Source organism: Curtobacterium sp. 18060, assembly GCF_902706105.1.
Lineage (GTDB): Bacteria > Actinomycetota > Actinomycetes > Actinomycetales > Microbacteriaceae > Curtobacterium.
The window spans coordinates 1-22,519 of record NZ_CACSJV010000014.1; the positions used below are offsets into that span (position 1 = coordinate 1).

Annotated in this window: 22 protein-coding genes; 13 read left to right on the forward strand and 9 right to left on the reverse strand. The window is 67.8% G+C overall.

Annotation, left to right across the window (positions count from 1 at the left end; translation table 11 throughout):
- The 7 genes from GVL05_RS20160 to GVL05_RS08895 form a co-directional block, all read left to right on the forward strand.
- Window positions 1–3,165, forward strand: a 3,165-nt coding sequence (locus GVL05_RS20160; protein ID WP_235035918.1) for a DUF6049 family protein, incomplete at its 5' end; no start/stop codon positions are given.
- Between the two features lie 83 nt (window positions 3,166–3,248).
- Window positions 3,249–4,235, forward strand: a complete 987-nt coding sequence (gene trxB / locus GVL05_RS08870; RefSeq protein WP_111083668.1) for a thioredoxin-disulfide reductase — start codon at window positions 3,249–3,251, stop codon at window positions 4,233–4,235.
- Between the two features lie 76 nt (window positions 4,236–4,311).
- The gene (gene trxA / locus GVL05_RS08875) at window positions 4,312–4,638 is read left to right on the forward strand and encodes a thioredoxin (RefSeq protein ID WP_017887828.1); all 327 of its coding nucleotides are present in this window, start codon (window positions 4,312–4,314) and stop codon (window positions 4,636–4,638) included.
- 161 nt (window positions 4,639–4,799) lie between these two features.
- The gene (locus GVL05_RS08880; protein WP_123339332.1) at window positions 4,800–6,104 is read left to right on the forward strand and encodes a PLP-dependent aminotransferase family protein; all 1,305 of its coding nucleotides are present in this window, start codon (window positions 4,800–4,802) and stop codon (window positions 6,102–6,104) included.
- Window positions 6,105–6,164: 60 nt separating this feature from the next.
- Window positions 6,165–7,127, forward strand: a complete 963-nt coding sequence (locus GVL05_RS08885) for a D-alanine--D-alanine ligase (protein ID WP_123339331.1) — start codon at window positions 6,165–6,167, stop codon at window positions 7,125–7,127.
- Window positions 7,128–7,286: 159 nt separating this feature from the next.
- Entirely contained in the window at window positions 7,287–7,925 is a 639-nt protein-coding gene (locus tag GVL05_RS08890; RefSeq protein ID WP_159572904.1) for a ClpP family protease, read from the forward strand.
- A complete protein-coding gene (locus GVL05_RS08895; RefSeq protein ID WP_159572906.1) occupies window positions 7,922–8,509 on the forward strand; it encodes a ClpP family protease in 588 nt (195 codons plus the stop codon). Before GVL05_RS08890 ends, GVL05_RS08895 begins: the two co-directional genes overlap by 4 nt.
- A gap of 24 nt (window positions 8,510–8,533) precedes the next feature.
- On the opposite strand, the gene GVL05_RS08900 is transcribed toward GVL05_RS08895, so the two are convergent.
- The 9 genes from GVL05_RS08900 to rpmH form a co-directional block, all read right to left on the reverse strand.
- Window positions 8,534–8,842 (reverse strand): helix-turn-helix domain-containing protein, encoded by a 309-nt coding sequence (locus GVL05_RS08900; protein WP_159572908.1) that lies wholly within the window; start codon window positions 8,840–8,842, stop codon window positions 8,534–8,536.
- A gap of 179 nt (window positions 8,843–9,021) precedes the next feature.
- Window positions 9,022–9,987, reverse strand: coding sequence for a ParB/RepB/Spo0J family partition protein (locus GVL05_RS08905; protein ID WP_159572910.1), 966 nt, complete (start codon window positions 9,985–9,987; stop codon window positions 9,022–9,024).
- A gap of 5 nt (window positions 9,988–9,992) precedes the next feature.
- Window positions 9,993–10,880 carry a ParA family protein gene (locus tag GVL05_RS08910; RefSeq protein WP_131845076.1) on the reverse strand — a complete coding sequence of 296 codons (888 nt, stop codon included), beginning with the start codon at window positions 10,878–10,880 and terminating at the stop codon, window positions 9,993–9,995.
- A gap of 81 nt (window positions 10,881–10,961) precedes the next feature.
- Window positions 10,962–11,642 carry a 16S rRNA (guanine(527)-N(7))-methyltransferase RsmG gene (rsmG, locus tag GVL05_RS08915; RefSeq protein WP_159572912.1) on the reverse strand — a complete coding sequence of 227 codons (681 nt, stop codon included), beginning with the start codon at window positions 11,640–11,642 and terminating at the stop codon, window positions 10,962–10,964.
- Entirely contained in the window at window positions 11,639–12,139 is a 501-nt protein-coding gene (locus GVL05_RS08920) for a R3H domain-containing nucleic acid-binding protein (RefSeq protein WP_111083678.1), read from the reverse strand. Before GVL05_RS08920 ends, rsmG begins: the two co-directional genes overlap by 4 nt.
- Window positions 12,140–13,108 (reverse strand): membrane protein insertase YidC, encoded by a 969-nt coding sequence (yidC, locus tag GVL05_RS08925; RefSeq protein ID WP_123292941.1) that lies wholly within the window; start codon window positions 13,106–13,108, stop codon window positions 12,140–12,142.
- A gap of 8 nt (window positions 13,109–13,116) precedes the next feature.
- Window positions 13,117–13,497 (reverse strand): membrane protein insertion efficiency factor YidD, encoded by a 381-nt coding sequence (gene yidD / locus GVL05_RS08930; protein WP_165901008.1) that lies wholly within the window; start codon window positions 13,495–13,497, stop codon window positions 13,117–13,119.
- On the reverse strand, window positions 13,494–13,844 hold the full coding sequence (rnpA, locus tag GVL05_RS08935) for a ribonuclease P protein component (protein WP_159572914.1): 351 nt from the start codon (window positions 13,842–13,844) through the stop codon (window positions 13,494–13,496). The genes yidD and rnpA overlap by 4 nt, the downstream gene beginning before the upstream one ends.
- A 47-nt stretch (window positions 13,845–13,891) precedes the next feature.
- The gene (gene rpmH, locus GVL05_RS08940; RefSeq protein WP_022889115.1) at window positions 13,892–14,029 is read right to left on the reverse strand and encodes a 50S ribosomal protein L34; all 138 of its coding nucleotides are present in this window, start codon (window positions 14,027–14,029) and stop codon (window positions 13,892–13,894) included.
- 517 nt (window positions 14,030–14,546) lie between these two features.
- On the opposite strand from rpmH, the gene dnaA reads away from it, so the two are divergent.
- From dnaA to gyrB, 6 genes are all read left to right on the forward strand, one after another.
- Window positions 14,547–16,001, forward strand: a complete 1,455-nt coding sequence (gene dnaA, locus GVL05_RS08945; protein WP_111083682.1) for a chromosomal replication initiator protein DnaA — start codon at window positions 14,547–14,549, stop codon at window positions 15,999–16,001.
- A gap of 407 nt (window positions 16,002–16,408) precedes the next feature.
- On the forward strand, window positions 16,409–17,554 hold the full coding sequence (dnaN, locus tag GVL05_RS08950) for a DNA polymerase III subunit beta (RefSeq protein ID WP_111083683.1): 1,146 nt from the start codon (window positions 16,409–16,411) through the stop codon (window positions 17,552–17,554).
- A 70-nt stretch (window positions 17,555–17,624) separates the two neighbouring features.
- Window positions 17,625–18,512 (forward strand): phosphogluconate dehydrogenase (NAD(+)-dependent, decarboxylating), encoded by an 888-nt coding sequence (gene gnd / locus GVL05_RS08955; RefSeq protein ID WP_123292939.1) that lies wholly within the window; start codon window positions 17,625–17,627, stop codon window positions 18,510–18,512.
- Between the two features lie 31 nt (window positions 18,513–18,543).
- Entirely contained in the window at window positions 18,544–19,818 is a 1,275-nt protein-coding gene (recF, locus tag GVL05_RS08960) for a DNA replication/repair protein RecF (protein WP_159572916.1), read from the forward strand.
- Entirely contained in the window at window positions 19,818–20,318 is a 501-nt protein-coding gene (locus GVL05_RS08965) for a DUF721 domain-containing protein (RefSeq protein WP_111083686.1), read from the forward strand. The genes recF and GVL05_RS08965 overlap by 1 nt, the downstream gene beginning before the upstream one ends.
- A gap of 133 nt (window positions 20,319–20,451) precedes the next feature.
- On the forward strand, window positions 20,452–22,455 hold the full coding sequence (gene gyrB / locus GVL05_RS08970; RefSeq protein WP_235035919.1) for a DNA topoisomerase (ATP-hydrolyzing) subunit B: 2,004 nt from the start codon (window positions 20,452–20,454) through the stop codon (window positions 22,453–22,455).
- The last annotated feature ends 64 nt before the right edge of the window (window positions 22,456–22,519 follow it).

Sequence of the window (22,519 nt, forward strand, 5' to 3'; positions counted from 1 at the left end):
ACCCCGAGCAGCTCCGCGTCCCCGAGCGACGACGCCACCACCGACGCCGAAGCCGACTCGGGTGCGGGCGAGCCCACGGAGACACTGCCCACGACCGAGCAGCTGCTGGACTTCCCCTACTCGATGGACTCCATCTCCTGGCCGACCGAGGGCACCGTGTCGTCGTCGGACCTCGAGGCACTCGAGCGGGCGGGCACGAAGACCACGATCGTCTCGAGCGGGAACACCTCCGCCGGCGCGAACGCCACGATCTCGGCGTCGGAGAAGATCGGTGACGACCACGTCCTCGTGTCGGACCAGTCGATGTCGTCCCTGCTGCGCAAGGCCGCGACCGCACCGGACCGCCAGACCTGGTCGTCGGCGATGTCCGAACTCACCGCGACGCTCGCCACCTCGGCGCGCGACGGCACCGCCACGGGGCCGATCCTGCTGACCCTCGGTCGCGACTGGCCCTCGGACTCCGCTCGCCTCAGCCAGACCCTCGACGCCCTCGAGACCACCGCCTGGGTGGCGCCCGCCGATCTCTCAACGGCGTCGAACGCCGTCGCCGGGTCACTCACGCTCAACAGCGCGTCCACCGGGGCCGGCCGCATCGCACAGCTCAAGCGCCTGGTGCAGGGCGAACAGGGGCTCTCCGCGTTCGCCACGATCCTCGACACCCCCGCCGAACTGACCGCACCCGCACGCCTCCGACTGCTCGCCATCGCGTCGAACGCGTGGCGGGGGGACAACGACGGGCTGACGGCCGCCGTCGACGCCCGCACGGCCGCCTGGGCGAAGCAGACCACCGAGGTCGGGATCGTCGACTCGAGCAGCCTGACCCTGCTCGGCGACCGGTCCTCGCTGCCGGTCTCCATCCGCAACAGCTCCGACTACCCGGTGACGGTGCACCTGGCCGTCCAGCCGTCGAACTCCGCCCTCCGGGTCGTCCGCAACGACATCGTGGTCGAGATCCAACCGGACTCGTCGACCCGAGCGACCGTCCCCGTGCAGTCCGTCGCGAACGGCAAGGTCGAGCTGACCATGTCGCTGTCGAGCCCGACCGGCGTCGCGATCGCCCAGCCGGCCACCGTCGAGCTCAACGTCCAGGCGCAGTGGGAGACGGTCATCACCGCTGCCGCAGCGGTCGCTCTGATCGCGATCTTCGGCTTCGGCATCTTCCGCAGCATCCGGAAGCGCATCCGCCGTCGCAACGGCGAACTCGACGACGAGGACGACGACGACCCCAACCGCCCGCTCGCCGTGCAGCCGGGTGCGCCCGGTGCGCCCGCCTCGCCCGCGGGATCGGTCGTCGGACCGGGAGGCCCGGATCACCGCGCCGAGCCACCCACCGCGTTCGCCGTGACCGGCTCCGGTGCGGCCGCTGTCGCGGCTCCTGGAGGCGACCACCTGCAGGACGCGATCGCCCGAGCCGGAGTCGAACCGGGCCTCCCGTCCGACGCCCGTACCAGCCCTGTCGCGGACGCCCGCGACCCCGAGGAGCCGACCATCAGCGCCACCCAGCCCCAGCCCGACGTCGACGCGGAACCGGTCGCCGAGCGCAGCCTGGGGCGTGCGAGTGCGATGCTCGCGGCGGGGACGATGCTGTCGCGCATCCTCGGATTCGCGAAGACGTTCGTGCTGGCCTACGCGATCGGGCAGTACAAGAGCCCTGCCGGAGACGCCTTCGCGATCTCGAACCAGCTGCCGAACAACATCTACGCCCTCATCGCGGGCGGCCTGCTGTCGGCGGTGCTGATCCCGCAGATCGTCCGCGCCATGAAGAACGGGACCGACGGCGGCCAGTCCTACGTCAACAAGATCGTGACGCTCGGTGGCTCGGTGTTCATCGTCATCACCATCGTCGCCACCCTCGCTGCTCCGCTGCTGGTGCGCCTGTACAGCTCCCAATCCACCTCGGGTGGCAAGGGCCTCTCACCCGAGGCGTACGACCTCGCCGTCCTCTTCGCCTTCTGGTGCCTGCCGCAGATCCTCTTCTACGCGATGTACTCCTTGCTCGGCGAGGTCCTGAACGCGAAGCAGGTCTTCGGACCGTTCACGTGGGCGCCCCTGCTCAACAACGTCATCTCGCTCGCCGGTCTCGTCGTCTTCATCGCGATGTTCGGCGGCAGCGCCGCGAACTCGGGCGTCGACGACTGGGACGCCACGAAGATCGCGGTGCTCGCGGGCAGCGCCTCGGTCGGCGTCCTCGCCCAGGCAGCCTTCCTGCCGTTCTTCTGGCGCCGAGCCGGCCTGAGCTTCCGTCCCGACTTCCGCTGGCGGGGCGTCGGTCTGAAGGCAACGGGGACCGCGGCCGGATGGCTGTTCGCGATGATCCTCGTCACCCAGCTCGCCGGCATCGTGCAGTCGCGCGTCGCGTCGCTCGGCTCGGGTGCGGCCGGCAACGCCGTCCTGCAGAACGCATGGCTGCTGTTCATGCTGCCGCACTCGATCATCACGGTCTCGATCGCCACCGCCTACTTCACGCGCATGAGCCACGACGCGGAGCGCGGCGACCTCGGCGCGGTCCAGAAGAACCTGTCGCTCTCGCTCCGCATCGTCGGGCTCTTCACGGTCTTCGCGTCCGTCGCACTGATGGTCGTCGCCGTGCCGTTCGGACGGATGTTCTCGGACACGTTCGACGGCGCGCTGTCGATCGGCGCCGTGCTCTTCGCCTACATGCCGGGCCTCGTGCTCTTCAGCATCCTGTTCATCATCCAGCGCGTGTTCTGGGCCATGCACGACCACCGCACGCCGTTCCTGATGCAGTGCGTCCAGTCCGTGTTGTTCGTCATCGGCGCGCTGGCGGTGACCACGCTCCCCAACGAGACGATCGGGGTCGCGATCGCCGCATGCACCACGTTCGCCGGCACCGCGCAGACCATCGTCGCGCTGGTGCTCGTCCGCAAGCGCCTGGGTGGCATGGAGGGCCCCGTCGTGACCCGTTCGCACGTGCAGTTCATCGTCGCCGCGCTGATCGCCGGCGTGGTCGGTCTGGTGGTCGCGAACTTCCTCGGGGCGTTCTCTGCGGCCGGGTTCGCGATGTCGGACCGCACCGGGGCACTCATCACCATCGTCCTGACCGGCGCCGTCATGGTCCTCGTGTACTTCGGGGCGCTCGTCGTCGCCAAGAACGGCGAGATCAAGAACGCCGTCGGCATGGTGAAGAGCAAGCTCGGTCGCTGACCGCACGCTTCCCGGACGTCGCGGAATGCCGCGCCGGTACCATGTGTTGACCCGGTCAGCACGCAACGGAAGGGCAGTCAGGCATGCGCCAGCTCATCATCATCGGTTCCGGTCCGGCCGGGTTCACCGCCGGCATCTACGCCGCGCGCGCAGAGCTCAAGCCGCTCATCGTCGCGTCCAGCGTCGAGACGGGCGGGGAACTCACCAAGACGACCGAGGTCGAGAACTTCCCGGGCTTCCCCGAGGGGATCCAGGGTCCCGACCTCATGATCAAGATGCAGGAACAGGCCGAGAAGTTCGGCGCTGAGGTCCTGTACGACGACGCCGTCTCCGTCGACCTCACCGGCGACGTGAAGAAGGTCACCGTCGGCTCCGGCGAGACCTACGAAGCCCTCGCGGTCATCTACGCGACCGGTTCGGCGTACCGCCACCTCGGCATCGCCGACGAAGAGCGCCTCTCGGGCCACGGTGTCTCGTGGTGCGCGACCTGCGACGGCTTCTTCTTCCGCCAGAAGAACATCGCCGTGGTCGGCGGCGGCGACTCCGCGATGGAAGAAGCAACGTTCCTCACCCGCTTCGCCGACAAGGTCACCGTGATCCACCGCAAGGACACCCTCCGCGCGTCGAAGATCATGCAGGACCGCGCCCACAACGACCCGAAGATCGAGTTCGCGTGGAACAAGGAGGTCATCGGCATCCAGGGTGACTCCGCCGTGACGGGCGTGACGCTCAAGGACACCGTGGACGGCACCGAGAGCGAACTCGCCCTCGACGGTCTGTTCATCGCGATCGGCAACGACCCCCGCGTGCACCTCGTGCACGGTCAGCTCGAGCTCGCTCCCGAGGGCACCATCGCCGTCGAGGGCCGCACGTCCAAGGCCGTCGGTGTTCCCGGGGTCTTCGTCGCGGGCGACGTGCTCGACCACACCTACCGCCAGGCCATCACGGCCGCCGGTTCCGGTGCCGTCGCCGCGCTCGACGCCGAGAAGTACCTCGCCGACCTCGAGGACACTCTGACCGACGCTGCTGCGGGCGAGACCCCGGTCGAGCCGGTCACCATCTCCGCCTGACCCGTACGGCCCCCGGAATGCCGGGGGCCCGTCCGCGGTTCCACACCCAGTACCGACTTCTCACGAAAGGACACCCATGTCCAACGCAAAGGCTGTCACCGACGCCACCTTCTCGGACGAGGTCCTCAAGTCCGACAAGACGATCCTGGTCGACTTCTGGGCCGAGTGGTGCGGCCCGTGTCGCGCCGTCTCGCCGATCCTCGACCAGATCGCCGAAGAGCACGCCGGCAAGATCGAGATCGTGAAGCTCAACGTGGACGACAACCCCCAGTCGGCCATGAACTACCAGATCACCTCGATCCCGGCGATGAAGGTCTTCAAGGGCGGCGAGGTCGTCAAGACCGTCATCGGCGCCAAGCCGAAGCCCGCGCTCGAGGCCGACCTCGCCGAGTTCCTCGCGTAGGTCGCACCAGCACCACCGAACGCCCCGTCCTCGTCCTGCTCAGCAGGCGCCGGCGGGGCGTTCGCATGCCACCCGTTACGGATCGGCCCCCGCCGCGGAGCCCGGGTTTCCGGGGTCGATGTCGTAGTGTGGCGGGAATGTCTCACTGATCGGAGCACGGTATGACGAACGGCAACAGCCTCGACCCCTGGTACGACTCCTACGCCCAGCGCACCGCCGGGCTGAGCGCCTCCGAGGTCCGAGCCCTGTTCGCCGTCGCCTCGCGCCCCGAGGTGGTCTCGCTGGCCGGCGGCATGCCGTTCGTCTCCGCGCTGCCGAGGGAGCTCGTCACGGGCTCCCTGGACCGCGTGATGAACGAGCATGCGGCCATGGCGCTGCAGTACGGCGGCGGACAGGGTCTGCGGTCCCTCCGCGAGCACATCGTGGACGTCATGAGCCTCGAGGGCATCCGTGCCAGTGCCGAGGACGTCGTCGTGACGACGGGCTCGCAGCACGCGCTCGACCTCGTCACGCGTCTGTTCATCGATCCGGGCGACGTCGTCCTCGCCGAGTCCCCGTCCTACGTCGGTGCGATCGGTGTGTTCCGGTCGTACCAAGCCGAGACCGTCCACGTGACGACCGACGAGCTCGGTCTGGTGCCCGAGGCACTGCGTGAGGCGATTGCGAACCTCCGCACGCAGGGCAAGCGGATCAAGTTTCTCTACACGATCCCGAACTTCCACAACCCGGCCGGCGTCACCATGAGCCGGGAGCGCCGCATCGAGGTGCTCGACATCTGCCGGTCGAACAACATCCTGGTGCTCGAGGACAACCCCTACGGACTCCTCTGGTTCGACGAGCCGGCACCGCAGGCGATCCGTTCCATCGACGAAGAGGGCGTCGTGTACCTGGGGTCCTTCTCGAAGACCCTCGCACCCGGCTTCCGCGTCGGCTGGGCGCTCGCACCGCACGCCATTCGCGAGAAGCTCGTGCTCGCCAACGAGTCCGCCGTCCTCGCCCCGAACTCCTTCGGTCAGTACGTCGTGAACGCGTACCTGGACGCCGCGGACTGGAAGGGTCAGGTCGACACCTTCCGAGGCATCTACGCAGAGCGCCGTGACGCCATGCTGTCCGCCCTGGGGGAGTTCCTGCCGGACCTGTCCTGGACGAAGCCCAACGGTGGCTTCTTCGTCTGGCTGACGCTCCCCGAGTCCCTCGACTCGAAGGGCATGCTGCCGCGCGCGGTGAAGGAGCTCGTCGCCTACACGCCCGGGACGGCCTTCTACGCCGACGGTCGCGGCGGCGGGCACATCCGTCTGTCGTTCTGCTACCCGACCCCCGAGCAGATCCGCGTCGGCGTGAAGCGGCTCGCCAACGTCGTCAACGACGAACTCGAGCTGATCGAGACGTTCGGCCCGACGACTCGGCCGAACAGCGTCGTCCGCGAGACGTCCTCGGTCAGCGCTCCGCCGCCGAACATCTCCTGATCAGCGCTTTTCCGCGGTGCGTGGCCCACCAGCACCGTCGTTCCACACCGGAGGACCCCCATGGCTGAGCTCACCCGTCGTCACGTCGTCGTCGTCGCCGGAGGGATCTCGCACGAGCGTGACGTCTCCCTGCGCTCCGGTCGGCGGGTCGCCGACTCGCTGACCGGGTACGGCTGGCAGGTCGACCTCCGCGACGCCGACGCGCTGCTGCTGCCGGCTCTCGCCGAGTCCCGCCCGGATGTCGTGTGGCCGGCTCTGCACGGCGCCTCCGGTGAAGACGGGGCCCTGCGGGGCATCCTGGAGGCGGTGGACATCCCGTTCGTCGGCTCACGTTCCACGTCGGCCCGGTTGGCATGGGACAAGCCCACGGCGTCAGCGCTGGTCGCGCGGGCGGGCGTTCGTACCCCTCGATCCGTCACGCTGTCCCACGACGTGTTCCGCGAGCTCGGTGCCGTCGGGGTGCTCAAGGCCATCGCGGGGGAGCACCCGGTCCCGCTCGCTGTGAAGCCGGCACGCGGCGGGAGTGCGCAGGGAGTGACCCTCGTCGACGACGTCAACGACCTGCCACGAGCCATGGTCACGGCCTACACGTACTGCGACGACGTCGTGGTCGAGCAGCTCATCCGCGGCACCGAGGTCGCGGTCGGCATCATCGACACGGGCGACGGGCCGGTGGCACTCTCCGCGGTGGAGATCGTCCCACGGAACGGCATCTACGGCTTCGAGGCGCGGTACAACGCGGGGGAGACGACGTTCTACACCCCCGCTCGACTGTCCGACGAGTTCGCGACCGCTGCAGCCGACGCCGCCGTCGCGGCACACGCGGCACTCGGCCTCCGCCACCTGTCCCGTGTGGACCTCATCGTCGACGGCGCCGGTACGCCCTGGTTCCTCGAGGCCAACGTGCTCCCGGGCCTGACCGAGACGTCGCTGCTGCCGCAGGCACTCTCCGCGTCCGGTTTCGATCTCGGGTGGACGTACGCAGAGCTCGCCGAACAGGCGATCCGCGACCACCACGCCTGATCCGCACGCTCCCACGGTCCGCGTTCCACGTGGAACACGGGCGTTCGCAAGCGTCGATGTTCCACGTGGAACGTCGGCACCCGCGGTTCGCTGCTGAGAGCTGATCTGCTCTGAGCAGCATCGCATGCGTCTGGTCATCTGCCGGCGCACGGTGGACGCATGACCGATTCACCACCCCCCGCAGCCTTCACGACCGAGTACCGGCGAGCCCTTCTCGACCAACGCGTGCTCGTACTCGACGGCCCCCTCGACGACGACAACGGCACCGTCCTCATGACGCAGCTGGTACAGCTCGCGACGGCGGACCCCTGGAACGACATCGCGCTGTGGATCCATTCGCCCGGAGGCTCGGTCCCGGCGATGCTCGCACTCCGGGACCTCATGCGGGTGATCCCCAACGACGTCAGCACGCTCGCGTTCGGGATCGCCTGCAGTGCGGGGCAGTTCCTCCTGTCCTCGGGTACTCCTGGCAAACGGCGAGCACTGCCACACAGCCGGATCCTGATGCACCAGGGATCCGCAGGGATCGGGGGGAGTGCGGTGGACGTTGCGCTGCAGGCAGACCACCTCCGTGACACCCGCGACACCGTGCTCGGACTCATCGCAGCGGACACCGGACAGACGGTCGACCGCATCTTCGAGGACTCGCTGCACGACCACTGGTACTCCGCCGAGGAGGCCCTCGACTACGGGTTCGTCGACCTGATCGTCGACGACTTCTCGGTGATCCGGCCCCAGCAGCCCCGTTCCACGATGACAGGCTTCGGCGGACCTGTGGCAGGGGAGGGAGACTGTTGAGCGCGTACACGATCCCGAACGTCATCGCGCGGGACGCTCGCGGCGACCGGGTCTTGGACGTCTACTCGCACCTGCTCACCGAGCGGATCATCTACATCGGGACCGCAATCGATGCCGGCGTCGCCAATGCCCTCATCGCGCAACTCCTCTTCCTCGAGTCGGACAACCCGGACTCGGACGTGCAGCTCTACGTCAACTGCGACGGCGGCGATCCGAGTGCCATGCTCGCCGTCTACGACACCATGCGGTTCATCCGCCCCGCCGTCGCGACCACCTGCGTTGGGCAGGCAATCGGTGTCGGAGCCGTCCTGCTCGCCGCGGGCGCCGAAGGAAAACGGTCGGCCCTGCCGCATGCTCGGGTCGTGCTCCACCAGCCCGCCGCGCAGGGACAGGGGGCCATTCCCGAGCTCATCCTGCAGGCGGACGAGGTCGTCCGGATCCGGGCCGAGATCGAGTACCTGCTCGCCGAGCACAGCGGCCAGAGTGTCGACGAACTCCGAGCCGACACGGATCACGATCGCGTCTTCACGGCCCATCAGGCCCTCCAGTACGGGCTCGTGGACCACGTGATCACTCGACGCTGACGGACGGCGCTGACTGTTGACGCCTCACGCAGCGAGGACGAACGCGCTCCGCACTTGTTCTCCACCAGTACCTGCGGAACGTGCTCGCTCGCGGAGCTGTTCTGCTGCGGCTGCGGTCAGGTCCAGCAAGGAGCTCTCGAGCGCGCCAGCCACTGCTGCCAGCATCTCGCTCGAGGGCTCCTTCCGCCCGCGTTCCATCTCCGACAAGTACTGCGGTGACACCCCTGCGCGACGAGCGACGTCGTGCAGGGTGTCCCCGCGGACACGGCGACGAGCGCGGAGTTCGCGACCGACGACATCACGCCAGAGCGGCTCGGGAATGCGGGATCTCATGATGCGAGCCTGGCAGTGTTCCACGTGAAACGTACGGGCTTCCCGTTCGCTGCTCGTGAACTCGAACCAGCGGAACGGCTCCGCGCCCCGTGTCGGGCCGAACGACCCGTCGCTGCTCCAGGCACCCGCACCGGGCATGCGAGGCCCGCTACGGGGCGCACAGCGCCATTGACAAGCCGTCAGGACGAGACGTCGCTGATCCCCAGCTCCGACAGAATGCGATTGAGGTCGTCGCCGTTCGCGAAGTCGATCGTCACGGAGCTCTTCCGGACACCGACGGCGATCTTGACCCGTGTGTTCAGCCGGTCACCGATGCGCTCAGCAAGGTCGTTGAAGTGCGCCTGGTTCCTGGAGGGCTGCGGCGTCGTCTTCGGAGGGGTCTTCGTCGCCAACTGCTGCGCGATCGCCTCGGCAGCGCGCACCGACAGGTCCTCGTTGACGATCTTCTCGGCGAGGTACTCCATCGCCTCCGCGTCCGGGGCAGCAAGGATCGCGCGGGCGTGACCGGCCGACAGCACACCGGCAGCGACCCGACGCTGCACGGGGGAGGGGAGCCGCAGCAGACGGATGGTGTTGGTGATCTGCGGACGGGAGCGGCCGATGCGCTGGCCGAGCTGTTCCTGCGTGATCCCGAAGTCCGCCAGGAGCTGCTGGTACGCCGAAGCCTCCTCGAGCGGGTTGAGCTGCGCCCGGTGCAGGTTCTCGAGTAGGGCGTCCCGGAGCATCGCGTCGTCCGGCGTCTCCTTGACGATCGCCGGGATGGTCGTGAGCCCCAGTTCCTTGGTAGCGCGGAGGCGCCGCTCACCCATGATCAGCTCATACTGCGGCTCCGTCCCCGCAGCCCCGGGGATCGGACGGACCACGATGGGCTGCAGCACGCCGATCTCACGGATGGAGTGGACGAGCTCCTGCAACTCCTCTTCGCGGAACTCCTTGCGCGGCTGCTGCCCGTTCGGGATCACGTCGAGCGGGTTGAGGTTCGCGAGTCGGGCTCCCGGAACGGCGACAAGCTCGTCCGCGGTGGGTGCCGACGCCGGCGACCCACCAGTCGGGAAGAACACGTCCACTGGGCGGTCCTGCTGGTCCGTCGCCGTCGGGATGAGCGCGCCGATGCCGCGGCCGAGTCCGGTTCGCTTGGGTGCCATCAGTCTTACGCTCCTCGTGCTGCGATCTCGGCGGCCGCTTCCAAGTAGGAGAGCGACCCGGTGGAGTTCACGTCGTACGCGACGACGCTCTGTCCGTAACTCGGCGCTTCACTCACCCGGACGGACCGGGGGATCATCGCCTTCAACACCTGATCACCGAAGTGCTCGCGGACGTCGTTCGCCACCTGGTTCGCCAGGTTGGTCCGACCGTCGTACATGGTGAGCAGGATCGTCGAGACCCTGAGGTTCGGGTTGAGGTGCCGCTCGATGAGCTCGATGTTGCGCAACAGCTGGCTGAGTCCCTCGAGCGCGTAGTACTCGCACTGGATCGGGATCAGGACTTCCTGGGCCGCCACGAACGCATTGATGGTGAGGAGACCGAGCGACGGCGGGCAGTCGATGAAGACGTAGTGGTACGGCTCGTCCAGCGACTGGAGGTACAGATCGAGCGCCGTGCGCAGCCGCTGCTCTCGAGCGACCAAGGAGACGAGCTCGATCTCAGCACCCGCGAGGTGGATCGTCGCCGGGACGCACCAGAGGGTGTCGGACTCGGGGGACCGCTGCACGGTGTCGGCCATCGCGGCCTCATCGACGATGACGTCGTAGATGCTCGCGACTTCAGCCTGGTGGTCGACGCCCAGGGCCGTCGACGCGTTGCCCTGCGGGTCGAGGTCGATCACGAGCACCCGTGCGCCACCGTGCGCGAGGCCGGCGGCCAAGTTGACGGTCGTCGTGGTCTTCCCGACGCCGCCCTTCTGGTTCGACACGGTGATGATCCGCGTCTTCGGGGGCAACGGGAACTGCTGCGTCGCGATCGCACGACGCCGGCGGTTCAGGTCGGCGATCTCGCGAGCAAGCGGAGTCGACGCGTCGTAATCGGTCGATGAGCTCAACGAGTGCCTCTTCCCCGGTTCGATGTTTCACGTGAAACGTGGAGCAGCAAGAGATCAGTCGTCCCGATCCGAGCCGCAGGGTCAGTCAACTGTAGCCCGGAAGACCCGCGTGGTCTCTGCGACCACACCGTCTCCGAGCTCGAGGACCTCAACGTCCGAGAGATGCTGGCGCAAGATGACCTTGCGTGCCTTCTCGATCTCATCGTCGACCCGCGCACCCTTCATCAGGATGAGCTGGCCACCCGAGCGGACGAGTGGAACCGTCATCGGGATGAGCTTCGACAACGCACTGACTGCACGCGCAGTGACCTGGTCGACCACGATGCCGTCGGAGACGTCCTCGGCGCGGCCGCGGACCACCGTCACGTTCGACAGGCCAAGCCGGCTCGCCTCGCTGGTGAGCCAGTCCACGCGGCGCTCCATCGGCTCGATGAGCGTGAAGTGCACGTCCGGACGGGCGATCGCGAGCACGAGACCGGGCAATCCCGCACCCGAGCCGACGTCGGCAACCCGGCCACGGGCCTCCAGGAGGGGTGCCAGCAGGGCAGAGTTGAGGATGTGTCGCGTCCAGAGCCGAGGCAGTTCGAGCGGGCCGATCAGGCCCAGCTCCTCGCCCCGGCGAGCCAGCTCGTCCGTGAACGACCGAGCCGTCTCGATCTGATCGCCGAAGAGCACGGACGCAGCCGCAGGCTCAGCCTCGAGCACCGGAGCAGCGTCCGAAGGCGCGGGAGCGGTGTCGGCTGCCACCGACTCGTCCGTCATCGGGTGACGACCGTGTGGCGGTCCCGACCCTCACCCTCGGACTCCGAGTGGAAGCCCTTCTCAGCGACGAGGTCGTGGACCAGCTTGCGCTCGTACGACGACATCGGGGGGAGTGCTGCGGACGAGGATCCGGCTTCGATGCGCTCGACGGCGGTGTCGACCAGTCGCTGCAGCTCGTCGGCACGAGCGTCACGGGAGCCGCCCACGTCCAGGATGAGCCGGCTGAACTCGCCCGTCTCGGCCTGGACGGCGATGCGGGTGAGTTCCTGCAGGGCCGTGACCGTGTCCGGCTTCGAGAGGACGCGGAGCGCCTCGCCGTCGTCGGTGACCGACAGGTAGACGCGACCGGCGCGCTCCTCGATCTCGATGTCCCCGTCGAGGTCGCAGATGTCGAGGAGTTCCTCGATGTAGTCCGCAGCGATGTCAGCCTCGTCACGGGCGTCCTCGTCCGGGACCTCGGTGGTGTCGACGGCTGCGGCGGTGTCCTGCTCGGTCACTTACTTCTTCCCGTTCTTCTTCGAGCGCTGCTTGCCGACCGGCTGCGAACGCTGGGTGGTGACGCGCACGGCCTCGATCTCGGCGGCGCCAGCACCGGCACCGGCCTCGGCGAGGACCGGGTTGGCGATCCCGCGACGCTGGGCCTTCTTGGCCAGACGCGCCTCACGCGCCAGGGCCGCCTCGGAACCGGGCGTCGGCATGCTGCGGATGACGAAGTACTGCTGCGCCATCGTCCAGACGTTCGAGGCGAGCCAGTAGAACATGACGCCGAGGGGGAAGCTCAGACCCGAGATCACGAAGACCAGCGGGAGGATGTACAGCATCATCTTCTGCTGGCGGTACATCGGCGACGCCTTGGTCTCCGGCGACATGTTCTTGGCGACGAGCTGCAGCTGCGTGATGAACTGCGACGCGGTCATGACGACGATCATGAAGCCGGCGATCGCACGGACTTCCCACCCGGAGGCGTTGGTGAACGTCTCGTGCAGGGGAGCACCGAACAGGGCCGCGTTGCCGAACGACGCCGCGAGGTCGTTCGTCAGCAGGCCGATGCCCGTCTTGTTGATCTGGGCTTCGTGCAGCACCGAGTACAGCGAGAAGAAGATCGGCATCTGCAGCAGCAGCGGCAGGCAGGAGCTCAGCGGGTTGGTGCCCGTCTCCTTGTACAGGGCCATGGTCTCGCGGCTCATGGCCTCACGCGAGAACTGGTCCTTCTTGCCCTTGTACTTGTCCTGGATCTTCTTCAGCTGCGGCGCGACCTCGAGCATGCGGCGCTGCGACTTGATCTGCCGCACGAAGATCGGGATCAGCGCGGCGCGGACCACGAAGGTCAGGAAGATGATGGAGAGGACCCAGGTGATACCCGCGCCCGGGTCCATGCCGATGCTCTCGAAGATCCAGTGGAAGCCGACGAGGATGGCGGAGACCACCCATTTGAGCGGCCAGAGGATCGTACCGATGATGTCCATGGGGACGGCTACGCCTTTCGAGTGCGCTGGGGGAGCAGGACCGGCCGGGCCGTTCCGACCGCGGGGTGCGGCTGCTGCGGGATCGGCGCGAGGACGAACCCGAACCGGTTGACGACGAACGGGCGACGACGTTCCGTGACGTCGTCGATCCCGCCTGCAGCCCAGGGGTTGCAGCGAGCGATGCGCCAGGCGCCCATCGCGGATCCGCGGACGACGCCGTACTGCTGGATCGCTTCGAGGGCGTACCGGGAGCACGACGGGTGGTACCGGCAGACGTTGCCGTACAACGGGGAGATCACGGCACGGTAGGCGCGGAGCACGACGACGCACGCGTTGCGTGGGAGCAACGCGGCGACCCAGGCCAGCCGGGTCCACAGGGTGCGGTTCATGCTGCCTTCTCCACCCCGCGCGCGAAGGAGCGCACGACGTCTTCGAGCAGGGTAGGCCATCCGGCCTGCGATGCGGCTGGCAGTGCGCGCACCACCACGTCGTACCCCACGGGGGAGTCGGCGAGGATGCCGTGCGCGATCGCCTTGAGCCGCCGCCTGATCAGGTTCCGGGTCACGGCGTTGCCCACCGTCTTGGCGACGATGAACCCGAACCGCGACGGTCCGGCAGGGTCCGTCGCGCGACGGACCACGGACACGACGACGTGCGCCGTGGCGCTCTTGCGACCACGACGCACGACGTTCCGGTAGTCGTCCCCGCGGACGATGCGGTTGGCGCTGGCCAACACTGCGATGCCGGGGTCAGACCGAGGACCGGATCAGGCGGTGAGCCTGATCAGGCCGAGAGCTCGGTGCGGCCCTTGGCGCGACGCGCCGACAGGATGGCGCGGCCGGCACGCGTCCGCATGCGGAGGCGGAAGCCGTGCTTCTTGGCGCGGCGACGGTTGTTCGGCTGGAAGGTGCGCTTGCTCATGATCTCTCCACACGGCTGCTCGCGGCGAGCCGTCACGTATGTATGTGTCATCGCTCGGTGTCGAACGACGCAGATGGGCGCGACCAATCGGCCGCAGTCAACTGGTTAACGGTACGTGACAGCAGCGAGCAGGTCAAACGCCGATCGGGCCGGCCTCGGTGCCGGAGGCGTCGAGGACACCGCTGCGGTCCATTCTCCACATTGAGGACAACTTCCGTTCGGTGCCACCCGGCCCGGTCCTTTACAGTGGGGTCATCGATCGGCCCCGCGCCCCGGTACGACAGGGAAGTACTCCTGTCCGACGGATCCGGGCGGTCGTGGACAACACTGTGGACAACCCTGTGGGAACACGCGCGGTACGAGGCGTCGACGAAGCCCCCGAGACCCCGACGAACCGCCGGCGCACGACACGGTCCGCTGAGTGCCACACCCCGCGGCACTCCGGCACGTCCGACCCAGCAGGACGCACCCCGGTCCGGCACCGAACGCACGACACACACCTGGAGACGAGCGCGACATGACGATGCCGGCCGACCCCGTCGAGGACCTCTGGTCATCCGTACTCGGAATCCTCAGCGAAGACCCCCGCATCACGCCGCAGCTCCACGGGTTCCTCAACCTGGTCGAACCGAAGGGCGTCCTCGCCGGCACCCTGTACCTCGAGGTCCCCAACGACCTGACCCGCGGCATGCTCGAGCAGCGGATCCGCATCCCGATCACCGAGGCCGTCGCCCGCATCGGTGACGACTCGGTCGCGAACTTCGCCATCACGGTGAACCCGGACATGGCGTCCGAGCCGCGCGTCGACCCGAACGTGCCGGAGTACGCCGAGCCCGTGCAGGAAGCGGTGGAGCAGAGCGCTGCACCCCGCCAGTACATCGAGGCACCCTTCGTGCCGAGCCAGATCGACTCCCCGGGCACGAGCGGCCGGCCCGAGTCGCGGCTGAACCCGAAGTACAACTTCGACAACTTCGTCATCGGGTCGTCGAACCGCTTCGCCCACGCGGCAGCGGTCGCGGTGGCCGAGGCTCCGGCGAAGGCCTACAACCCGCTCTTCATCTACGGCGACTCCGGACTGGGCAAGACCCACCTGCTCCACGCCATCGGGCACTACGCCGAGAGCCTCTACCCGGGGATCCGCGTCCGGTACGTGTCGAGCGAGGAGTTCACCAACGACTTCATCAACTCGATCGCGAACAACCGCTCGAACCAGTTCCAGCAGCGTTACCGCGACATCGACATCCTGCTGATCGACGACATCCAGTTCCTGCAGGGGAAGGACTCCACGCAGGAGGCCTTCTTCCACACGTTCAACACGCTGCACGACCACAACAAGCAGGTCGTCATCACGTCGGACGTCGCACCGAAGCACCTGACCGGCTTCGAGGACCGCATGCGCTCCCGCTTCGAGTGGGGTCTGATCACCGACGTGCAGGCGCCGGAGCTCGAGACGCGCATCGCGATCCTCCGCAAGAAGGCGCAGTCCGACCACCTGCAGGTGCCGGACGACATCCTCGAGTTCATGGCGTCGAAGGTGTCGAGCAACATCCGCGAACTCGAGGGGACGCTCATCCGCGTCACGGCGTTCGCGAGCCTGAACCGGACGGCCGTCGACATGGCCCTGGTGCAGACCGTCCTCAAGGACCTGATCACCCTCGACGAGGACAACGTCGTCGCGCCGACGGACATCATCAACCACACCGCGGAGTACTTCAAGCTCTCCGTCGACGACCTGTACGGCTCGTCCCGTTCGCAGGCGATCGCCACCGCGCGACAGATCGCGATGTACCTGTGCCGCGAGCTCACGAGCCTGTCGCTCCCGAAGATCGGGCAGCTGTTCGGCAACCGCGACCACACCACGGTCATGTACGCGAACAAGAAGATCACCGAGCTCATGAAGGAACGCCGGTCGATCTACAACCAGGTCACCGAGCTCACGAGCCGCATCAAGCAGGACCGCCGCTACCGCTGAGATCGGTACGTCTCCGGGCGCATCCACCATCTGAGACGGTTCCATGGGCCGGAGTTCTCACAGTGTGGATAGCCTGTGGATAACTGTGGAGGACACGCCGCCCGGTTGTTCACAGCGAGGGGGCCTCCTGTGGAAACTGGGGATGGAAGTGGATAGATGAGATTAATTCATCCCGACGTCGCCCACAGACCGCCCACAAGTCACAACCGTGTAGTTCCCTACGGCCGAGCGGCATGCACAGGGTTATCCACAGTGTGCACAGGCGTTAACACCATTACTCCTGGTTAACGATCCATCTCCGCGGGACAACCTTGTGGACGGCGGGATGACAAGAAATCCGGCCCACGTCCGCCTGTGCCAGAATGGGGCGGCCGGACAGTCCAAGCCGATCGACAGGGGTTCCAGCTGTGAAGTTCGAGGTCAACCGGGACGTCTTCTCCGAAGCCGTCTCCTTCGCGGTGAAACTCCTCCCACAGCGCACGACCCTCCCGATCTTGTCGGGCGTCCTGATCCACGCCGACGGCGATCGTCTGACGCTCTCGTCGTTCGACTACGAGGTCTCGGCGCAGACGTCCATCTCGGCGCAGATCGACGACCCGGGCACGGTCCTGGTCAGCGGTCGCCTGCTGAACGACATCGCGAGCCGACTGCCGAACGCCCCCGTGACCTTCACGACCGAGGACTCCAAGATCTCGGTCTCCTGCGGATCGGCGCACTTCACGCTGCTGTCCATGCCGGTCGAGGAGTACCCGACGCTGCCCGAGATCGGTCCGCAGACCGGTGTCATCCCCGGCGATGCCTTCTCCGAGGCCGTGTCGCAGGTCGCCGTCGCCGCGAGCCGCGACGACGTCACCCCGGTCATCACCGGCGTCCAGCTCGAGGTCGGCGACAACGACCTGTCGCTCATCGCCACGGACCGGTACCGCGTGGCCGTCCGCACCATCGCGTGGGACTCCGGCCGCGTCGGCTCGGACCCGCTGCACGCCCTCGTCCCCGCCCGCACCTTGCAGGAGGTCGGTCGCACCTTCGGGTCGGCGTCCACCGTCTCCGTCTCGATCAGCGGCAACTCGGACCGCGAGCTCATCGCGTTCCACGCCGACGACAAGACGGTCACCTCCCTGCTCATCAAGGGCAACTACCCGCCGGTCCGCCGGCTCTTCCCCGAGAACGTCAACGACCACGCGGTGATCAACACCGCGGAACTGGTCGAAGCCGTCCGACGGGTCTCACTCGTCCTGGAGCGCGAAGCAGCGCTCCGGTTCTCCTTCACGGTCGACGGGCTCACGCTCGAGGCGATCGGATCCGAACAAGCGCAGGCGTCAGAGTCGATCAGTGCGTTGCTGACCGGAGAGGAAACGGTGGTCTCGCTGAAGCCCGCCTTCCTCCTCGACGGACTGAACGCGGTGCACTCCGAGTTCGTCCGCATCTCCTTCACCAAGACGGAGAACCCCAACAAGCCGGGCCCGGTGCTGATCACCGGCCAGACTTCGCAAGAGGCTGCCGCGACCGATGGATACCGGTACCTGCTGCAGCCCAACCTGCTGCTGCGATAGGCGCAACAGGAACACTGCGCTGACGCACCAGCTGCGGCCTCAGCGCGACGACGAAACAGAAGAGGAAATCATGCACATCGGTCTTGTCGGCCTTGGTCGCATGGGCAACAACATGCGTGCCCGTCTCCGCAACGCAGGGATCGAGGTCACCGGTTACGACGCGAACCCCGCCGTCTCCGACGTCGCGAGCCTCGCAGACCTGGCGGGCGCCCTGCCCGAGGGTCAGCGACTCGTCTGGGTGATGGTGCCGCACGGCAAGATCACCGACGACGTCATCACCGAGCTCGCCGGCGTCCTGAACGAGGGCGACCTCGTCATCGACGGTGGCAACTCAAAGTGGCTCGACGACACCACGCACGCCGAGCAGCTCGGTGCGCGCGGCATCCGCTACATGGACGCCGGTGTCTCCGGCGGCGTGTGGGGCAAGGACAACGGCTACGGCCTCATGGTCGGCGGTGACGTCAAGGACGTCGAGTTCGCGATGCCGGTCTTCGACGCACTGCGCCCCGAGGGCCCCCGCGAAGAGGGCTTCTCGCACGCCGGTCCGATCGGCGCGGGGCACTACGCCAAGATGGTCCACAACGGCATCGAGTACGCGATCATGCAGGCCTACGGCGAGGGCTACGAGCTCCTCGAGGCCAAGGACCTGATCACCGACGTCCCCGCCGTGTTCGCCGGGTGGCAGCGCGGGACGGTCGTCCGTTCCTGGCTGCTCGACCTCATGGTCCTGGCCCTCAACGAAGACCCGAAGCTCGACGAGCTCGAGGGCTACGTCGAGGACTCGGGCGAGGGCCGTTGGACGCTGGAAGAGGGCATCGAGCTCGCCGTTCCGATGCCGGCGCTCTCGGCGTCGATCTTCGCCCGCTTCGTCTCGCGTCAGGGCAGCGCGTCCCCGACGATGAAGGCCGTCGCGGCGCTCCGCAACCAGTTCGGCGGTCACGCCGTCAAGAAGTCCTAGGACCACCCGGGGAAACCCGGACTCGGCCCGCGTGCACGTCGACCATCTCCAACTCACCGACTTCCGGAACTACCGGGAGGCGGACGTCGACCTCGCACGCGGGCCGAACCTGTTCGTCGGGCGGAACGGACAGGGCAAGACCAACCTGGTCGAGGCGATCGGGTACCTGTCGACCCTCGGTTCGCACCGGGTCCCGACGGATGCCGCGCTCGTCCGTCAGGGCTGCGACGCCGCGATCGTCCGGGCCCGCCTGGCGCACGAGGACCGCAGCATCCTCGCCGAGGTGCAGATCAACCGCACCGGAGCGAACCGTGCGCAGGTGAACCGGTCGGCGATCAAGCCCCGAGAACTCCCGCGCTACTGCACCTCGGTCCTCTTCGCTCCCGAGGACCTCGCCCTGGTCCGTGGCGAACCGGCCGGTCGGCGACGCATGCTCGACGAGCTGCTCGGCCAGATCGCACCGCGGATGCAAGGGGTGCTGGCCGACTACGACCGCACACTCCGCCAGCGGAACACCCTGCTCAAGTCGGCCCGTGCCACCGGCGCCAGGGCCAACGCCCTGTCGACGCTCGACGTCTGGGACGACCGCCTCGTCGGACTCGGTGCCGAGATCGTCGCCGCGCGCGACCACCTGACCCGCCGGCTCGCACCGTTCGTCGCCGAGGCGTACGCCACCGTCGCGGGCGAAGACCACGATGCCTCCATCGCCGGTGTGCTCTCGATCCGTGGCGGCGACCCGGAGGCCGCCGCGGCGACGGACCCGGTCCTCGGTACCCCCGACGAGCCGGTGAGCGTGACCGCCGCAGCCGAGGCGTTCGCGGCTGCCCTCGAGCGGCGTCGTCGCGACGAGCTCGACCGCGGGTTGACCCTCGTCGGGCCGCACCGGGACGACGTTCTGTTCCAGCTCAACGGGTTACCTGCCCGCGGGTACGCCAGTCACGGAGAGTCCTGGTCGTTCGCGCTCGCGATCCAGCTGGCGAGCGCATCGATCCTGCGGGCCGAGTCGAACCTCGGTGACCCGATCATCATCCTCGACGACGTGTTCGCCGAACTCGACGAGTCTCGACGTGAGCGCCTCGGGAACGCCGTGGCCGACTACGAGCAGGTCCTCATCACGGCAGCGGTGTTCGGCGACGTCCCCTCGCAGCTGGCCGCGCACACGGTGCGGATCGAGGCGGGCACGATCGTGACCGAAGAGGCGGACGCCAGCCGGGCCTCCAGGTCGACCACGGACACGACCGAAGCGACGGACGACACCGGAGCGACGGACGACACCGACGCGACCCCGCCGGAAGCCGACGCCTGATGCCCCGGCCGTGGAAGCCGACCGAGCCGTCGCGGCTGTACCGGCACCTCCGAGCCGTCTTCGGCGACCCGTCGAAGCGCGGGGTCGACGCCCGCCGCCGTCGCTCCCGCGAGTTCGACGCCGACACCGTCCCGTACGGCCGCGGCCGCGAACCCCGAGGGCTCGGCGACGTGGTCGGATCCCTGGCCAACGAGCTCGGGTGGACCGAACCCCTGGCCCGCTCGGAGCTGTTCGTGGACTGGCCGAGCGTCGTCGGTGAGGAACTCGCCAAGCACTCCACGCCGGTCACCATCGACGACGGTGCGCTGGTCATCCGGTGCGACTCGACGGCCTGGGCGACGCAGCTCCGACTCATGCGTGCCAGCGTCACGACGACCATCGCCGAGCGGCACCCGGAAGCCGGGGTCGAGTCGATCCGGGTTTCAGGGCCGGACGTCCCCACCTGGAAACGCGGCCCCAGGACGGTCCAGGGGCGCGGTCCTCGCGACACCTACGGTTGAGCCGACGAAATCATCCTGTGGTGCCAAAAAAGCCCGCCTGCGGGCCGGATGAGCCCTCGAAAGAGGGGGCTCTGCGGTAGACTGGGAGGTGCAGTGCGCGGGCGTTCCGCGCGCAGGCAGGAGCACGCTCGACATGGCATCAGAATCTGAAGACGACCCGCAGAACCTGCTCGACGCGGAGACCCCGCAGAGCGAACCGTCCTACGGAGCAGACCAGATTCAGGTGCTCGAGGGGCTCGAGGCGGTCCGCAAGCGTCCCGGTATGTACATCGGTTCGACGGGGCCCCGCGGTCTGCACCACCTGGTCCAGGAGATCGTCGACAACTCCGTCGACGAAGCCCTCGCCGGGTACTGCGACACCATCGACGTCACCATCCGTGAAGACGGCGGTGTCCGCGTGGTCGACAACGGCCGTGGCATCCCGGTCGGCATCCACGCGGCCGAGGGCGTCTCGACCGTCCAGGTCGTCCTGACCGTCCTGCACGCCGGCGGGAAGTTCGGCGGCGGCGCGTACGCGGTGTCCGGTGGTCTGCACGGCGTCGGTTCCTCCGTCGTGAACGCGCTGAGCTCCGAGCTCGACGTCGAGGTCCGACAGCAGGGCCACGTCTGGCGCCAGAGCTACACCGACGGCGTCCCGGTCGCACCGCTGACCAAGGACGAACCGTCCGACGAGCACGGCACCACGATCACCTTCTGGCCGAACGCCGAGATCTTCGAGACCGTCGTCTTCGACTACGAGACCCTGCGCACCCGGTTCCAGCAGATGGCCTTCCTCAACAAGGGCCTGCGGATCAACCTGCGCGACGAGCGCACCCCGGAAGAAGGGGAAGAGGCGCGGAACGACTCCTTCATGTACGAGCGTGGTCTCGCCGACTACGTCGAGTACATCAACGCGCAGAAGAAGGCCGACCTCGTCCACCCGGATGTCATCGGCTTCGAGTCCGAGGACACCGAGCGCAAGATCGCGCTCGAGGTCGCGATGCAGTGGAACACCTCGTACCAGGAGAGCGTCCACACCTTCGCGAACACGATCAACACGCACGAGGGCGGCACCCACGAAGAGGGCTTCCGCGCGGCCCTGACGTACCTGGTGAACAAGTACGCGCGCGAGACGAAGATCATCAAGGAGAAGGACGACAACCTGACGGGTGACGACATCCGTGAAGGGCTGACGGCCGTCATCTCCGTGAAGCTCGGCGAACCGCAGTTCGAGGGCCAGACGAAGACGAAGCTCGGCAACACCGAGGCGAAGGGCTTCGTGCAGCGCGTCGTCGGCGCCGAGCTCACGCACTGGTTCGAGAGCAACCCGACCCAGGCCCGTGACGTCGTCCGCAAGGCGATCCAGGCGTCGCAGGCACGGCTCGCGGCCCGCAAGGCCCGCGAGACCACGCGTCGCAAGGGGCTGCTCGAGTCGGGTGGCATGCCCGGCAAGCTGAAGGACTGCCAGTCGAAGGACCCGACCCTGTCGGAGATCTTCATGGTCGAGGGCGACTCCGCTGGCGGTTCCGCCGTGCAGGGCCGCAACCCGATGACCCAGGCGATCCTGCCCCTGCGCGGCAAGATCCTGAACGTCGAGAAGGCGCGGCTCGACCGCGCGCTCGCCAACCAGGAGATCCAGTCGATGATCACGGCGTTCGGCGCCGGCATCGGTGAGGACTTCGACCCGGACAAGGCCCGGTACCACAAGATCGTGCTGATGGCCGATGCCGACGTCGACGGCCAGCACATCACCACGCTGCTGCTGACCCTGCTGTTCCGCTACATGCGGCCGCTCATCGAGCGCGGCTACGTGTACCTCGCGCAGCCGCCGCTGTACCGCCTGAAGTGGTCGAACGCCGCACACGAGTACGTGTTCAGCGACCGGGAGCGCGACGCCCTGATGCAGTCGGGCATCGCCGCCGGCAAGCGGATCCCGAAGGACAACGGCATCCAGCGCTACAAGGGCCTCGGCGAGATGGACTACAAGGAGCTCTGGGACACCACGATGAACCCGGACACCCGCACGCTCCTGCAGGTCACGCTCGAGGACGCCGCCGCGGTGGACAGCACCTTCTCGACGCTGATGGGTGAAGACGTCGACGCACGTCGCCAGTTCATCCAGCAGAACGCCAAGGACGTCCGCTTCTTGGACATCTGAACAGTCTCGACCCAGGCCTGGAGGCGCGGTGCCAGCCGCGCGCTCTGGTCCGGACCACCTGTGG

Bases quoted from the DNA above. Each gene is read 5' to 3' on its own strand.
- trxB (WP_111083668.1), top strand. From the start codon at position 3,249: ATGCGCCAGCTCATCATCATCGGTTCCGGTCCGGCCGGGTTCACCGCC.
- trxA (WP_017887828.1), top strand. From the start codon at position 4,312: ATGTCCAACGCAAAGGCTGTCACCGACGCCACCTTCTCGGACGAGGTC.
- GVL05_RS08880 (WP_123339332.1), top strand. From the start codon at position 4,800: ATGACGAACGGCAACAGCCTCGACCCCTGGTACGACTCCTACGCCCAG.
- GVL05_RS08885 (WP_123339331.1), top strand. From the start codon at position 6,165: ATGGCTGAGCTCACCCGTCGTCACGTCGTCGTCGTCGCCGGAGGGATC.
- GVL05_RS08890 (WP_159572904.1), top strand. From the start codon at position 7,287: ATGACCGATTCACCACCCCCCGCAGCCTTCACGACCGAGTACCGGCGA.
- GVL05_RS08900 (WP_159572908.1), bottom strand. From the start codon at position 8,842: ATGAGATCCCGCATTCCCGAGCCGCTCTGGCGTGATGTCGTCGGTCGC.
- GVL05_RS08905 (WP_159572910.1), bottom strand. From the start codon at position 9,987: ATGGCACCCAAGCGAACCGGACTCGGCCGCGGCATCGGCGCGCTCATC.
- rsmG (WP_159572912.1), bottom strand. From the start codon at position 11,642: ATGACGGACGAGTCGGTGGCAGCCGACACCGCTCCCGCGCCTTCGGAC.
- yidC (WP_123292941.1), bottom strand. From the start codon at position 13,108: ATGGACATCATCGGTACGATCCTCTGGCCGCTCAAATGGGTGGTCTCC.
- yidD (WP_165901008.1), bottom strand. From the start codon at position 13,497: ATGAACCGCACCCTGTGGACCCGGCTGGCCTGGGTCGCCGCGTTGCTC.
- rpmH (WP_022889115.1), bottom strand. From the start codon at position 14,029: ATGAGCAAGCGCACCTTCCAGCCGAACAACCGTCGCCGCGCCAAGAAG.
- dnaA (WP_111083682.1), top strand. From the start codon at position 14,547: ATGACGATGCCGGCCGACCCCGTCGAGGACCTCTGGTCATCCGTACTC.
- gnd (WP_123292939.1), top strand. From the start codon at position 17,625: ATGCACATCGGTCTTGTCGGCCTTGGTCGCATGGGCAACAACATGCGT.
- GVL05_RS08965 (WP_111083686.1), top strand. From the start codon at position 19,818: ATGCCCCGGCCGTGGAAGCCGACCGAGCCGTCGCGGCTGTACCGGCAC.
- gyrB (WP_235035919.1), top strand. From the start codon at position 20,452: ATGGCATCAGAATCTGAAGACGACCCGCAGAACCTGCTCGACGCGGAG.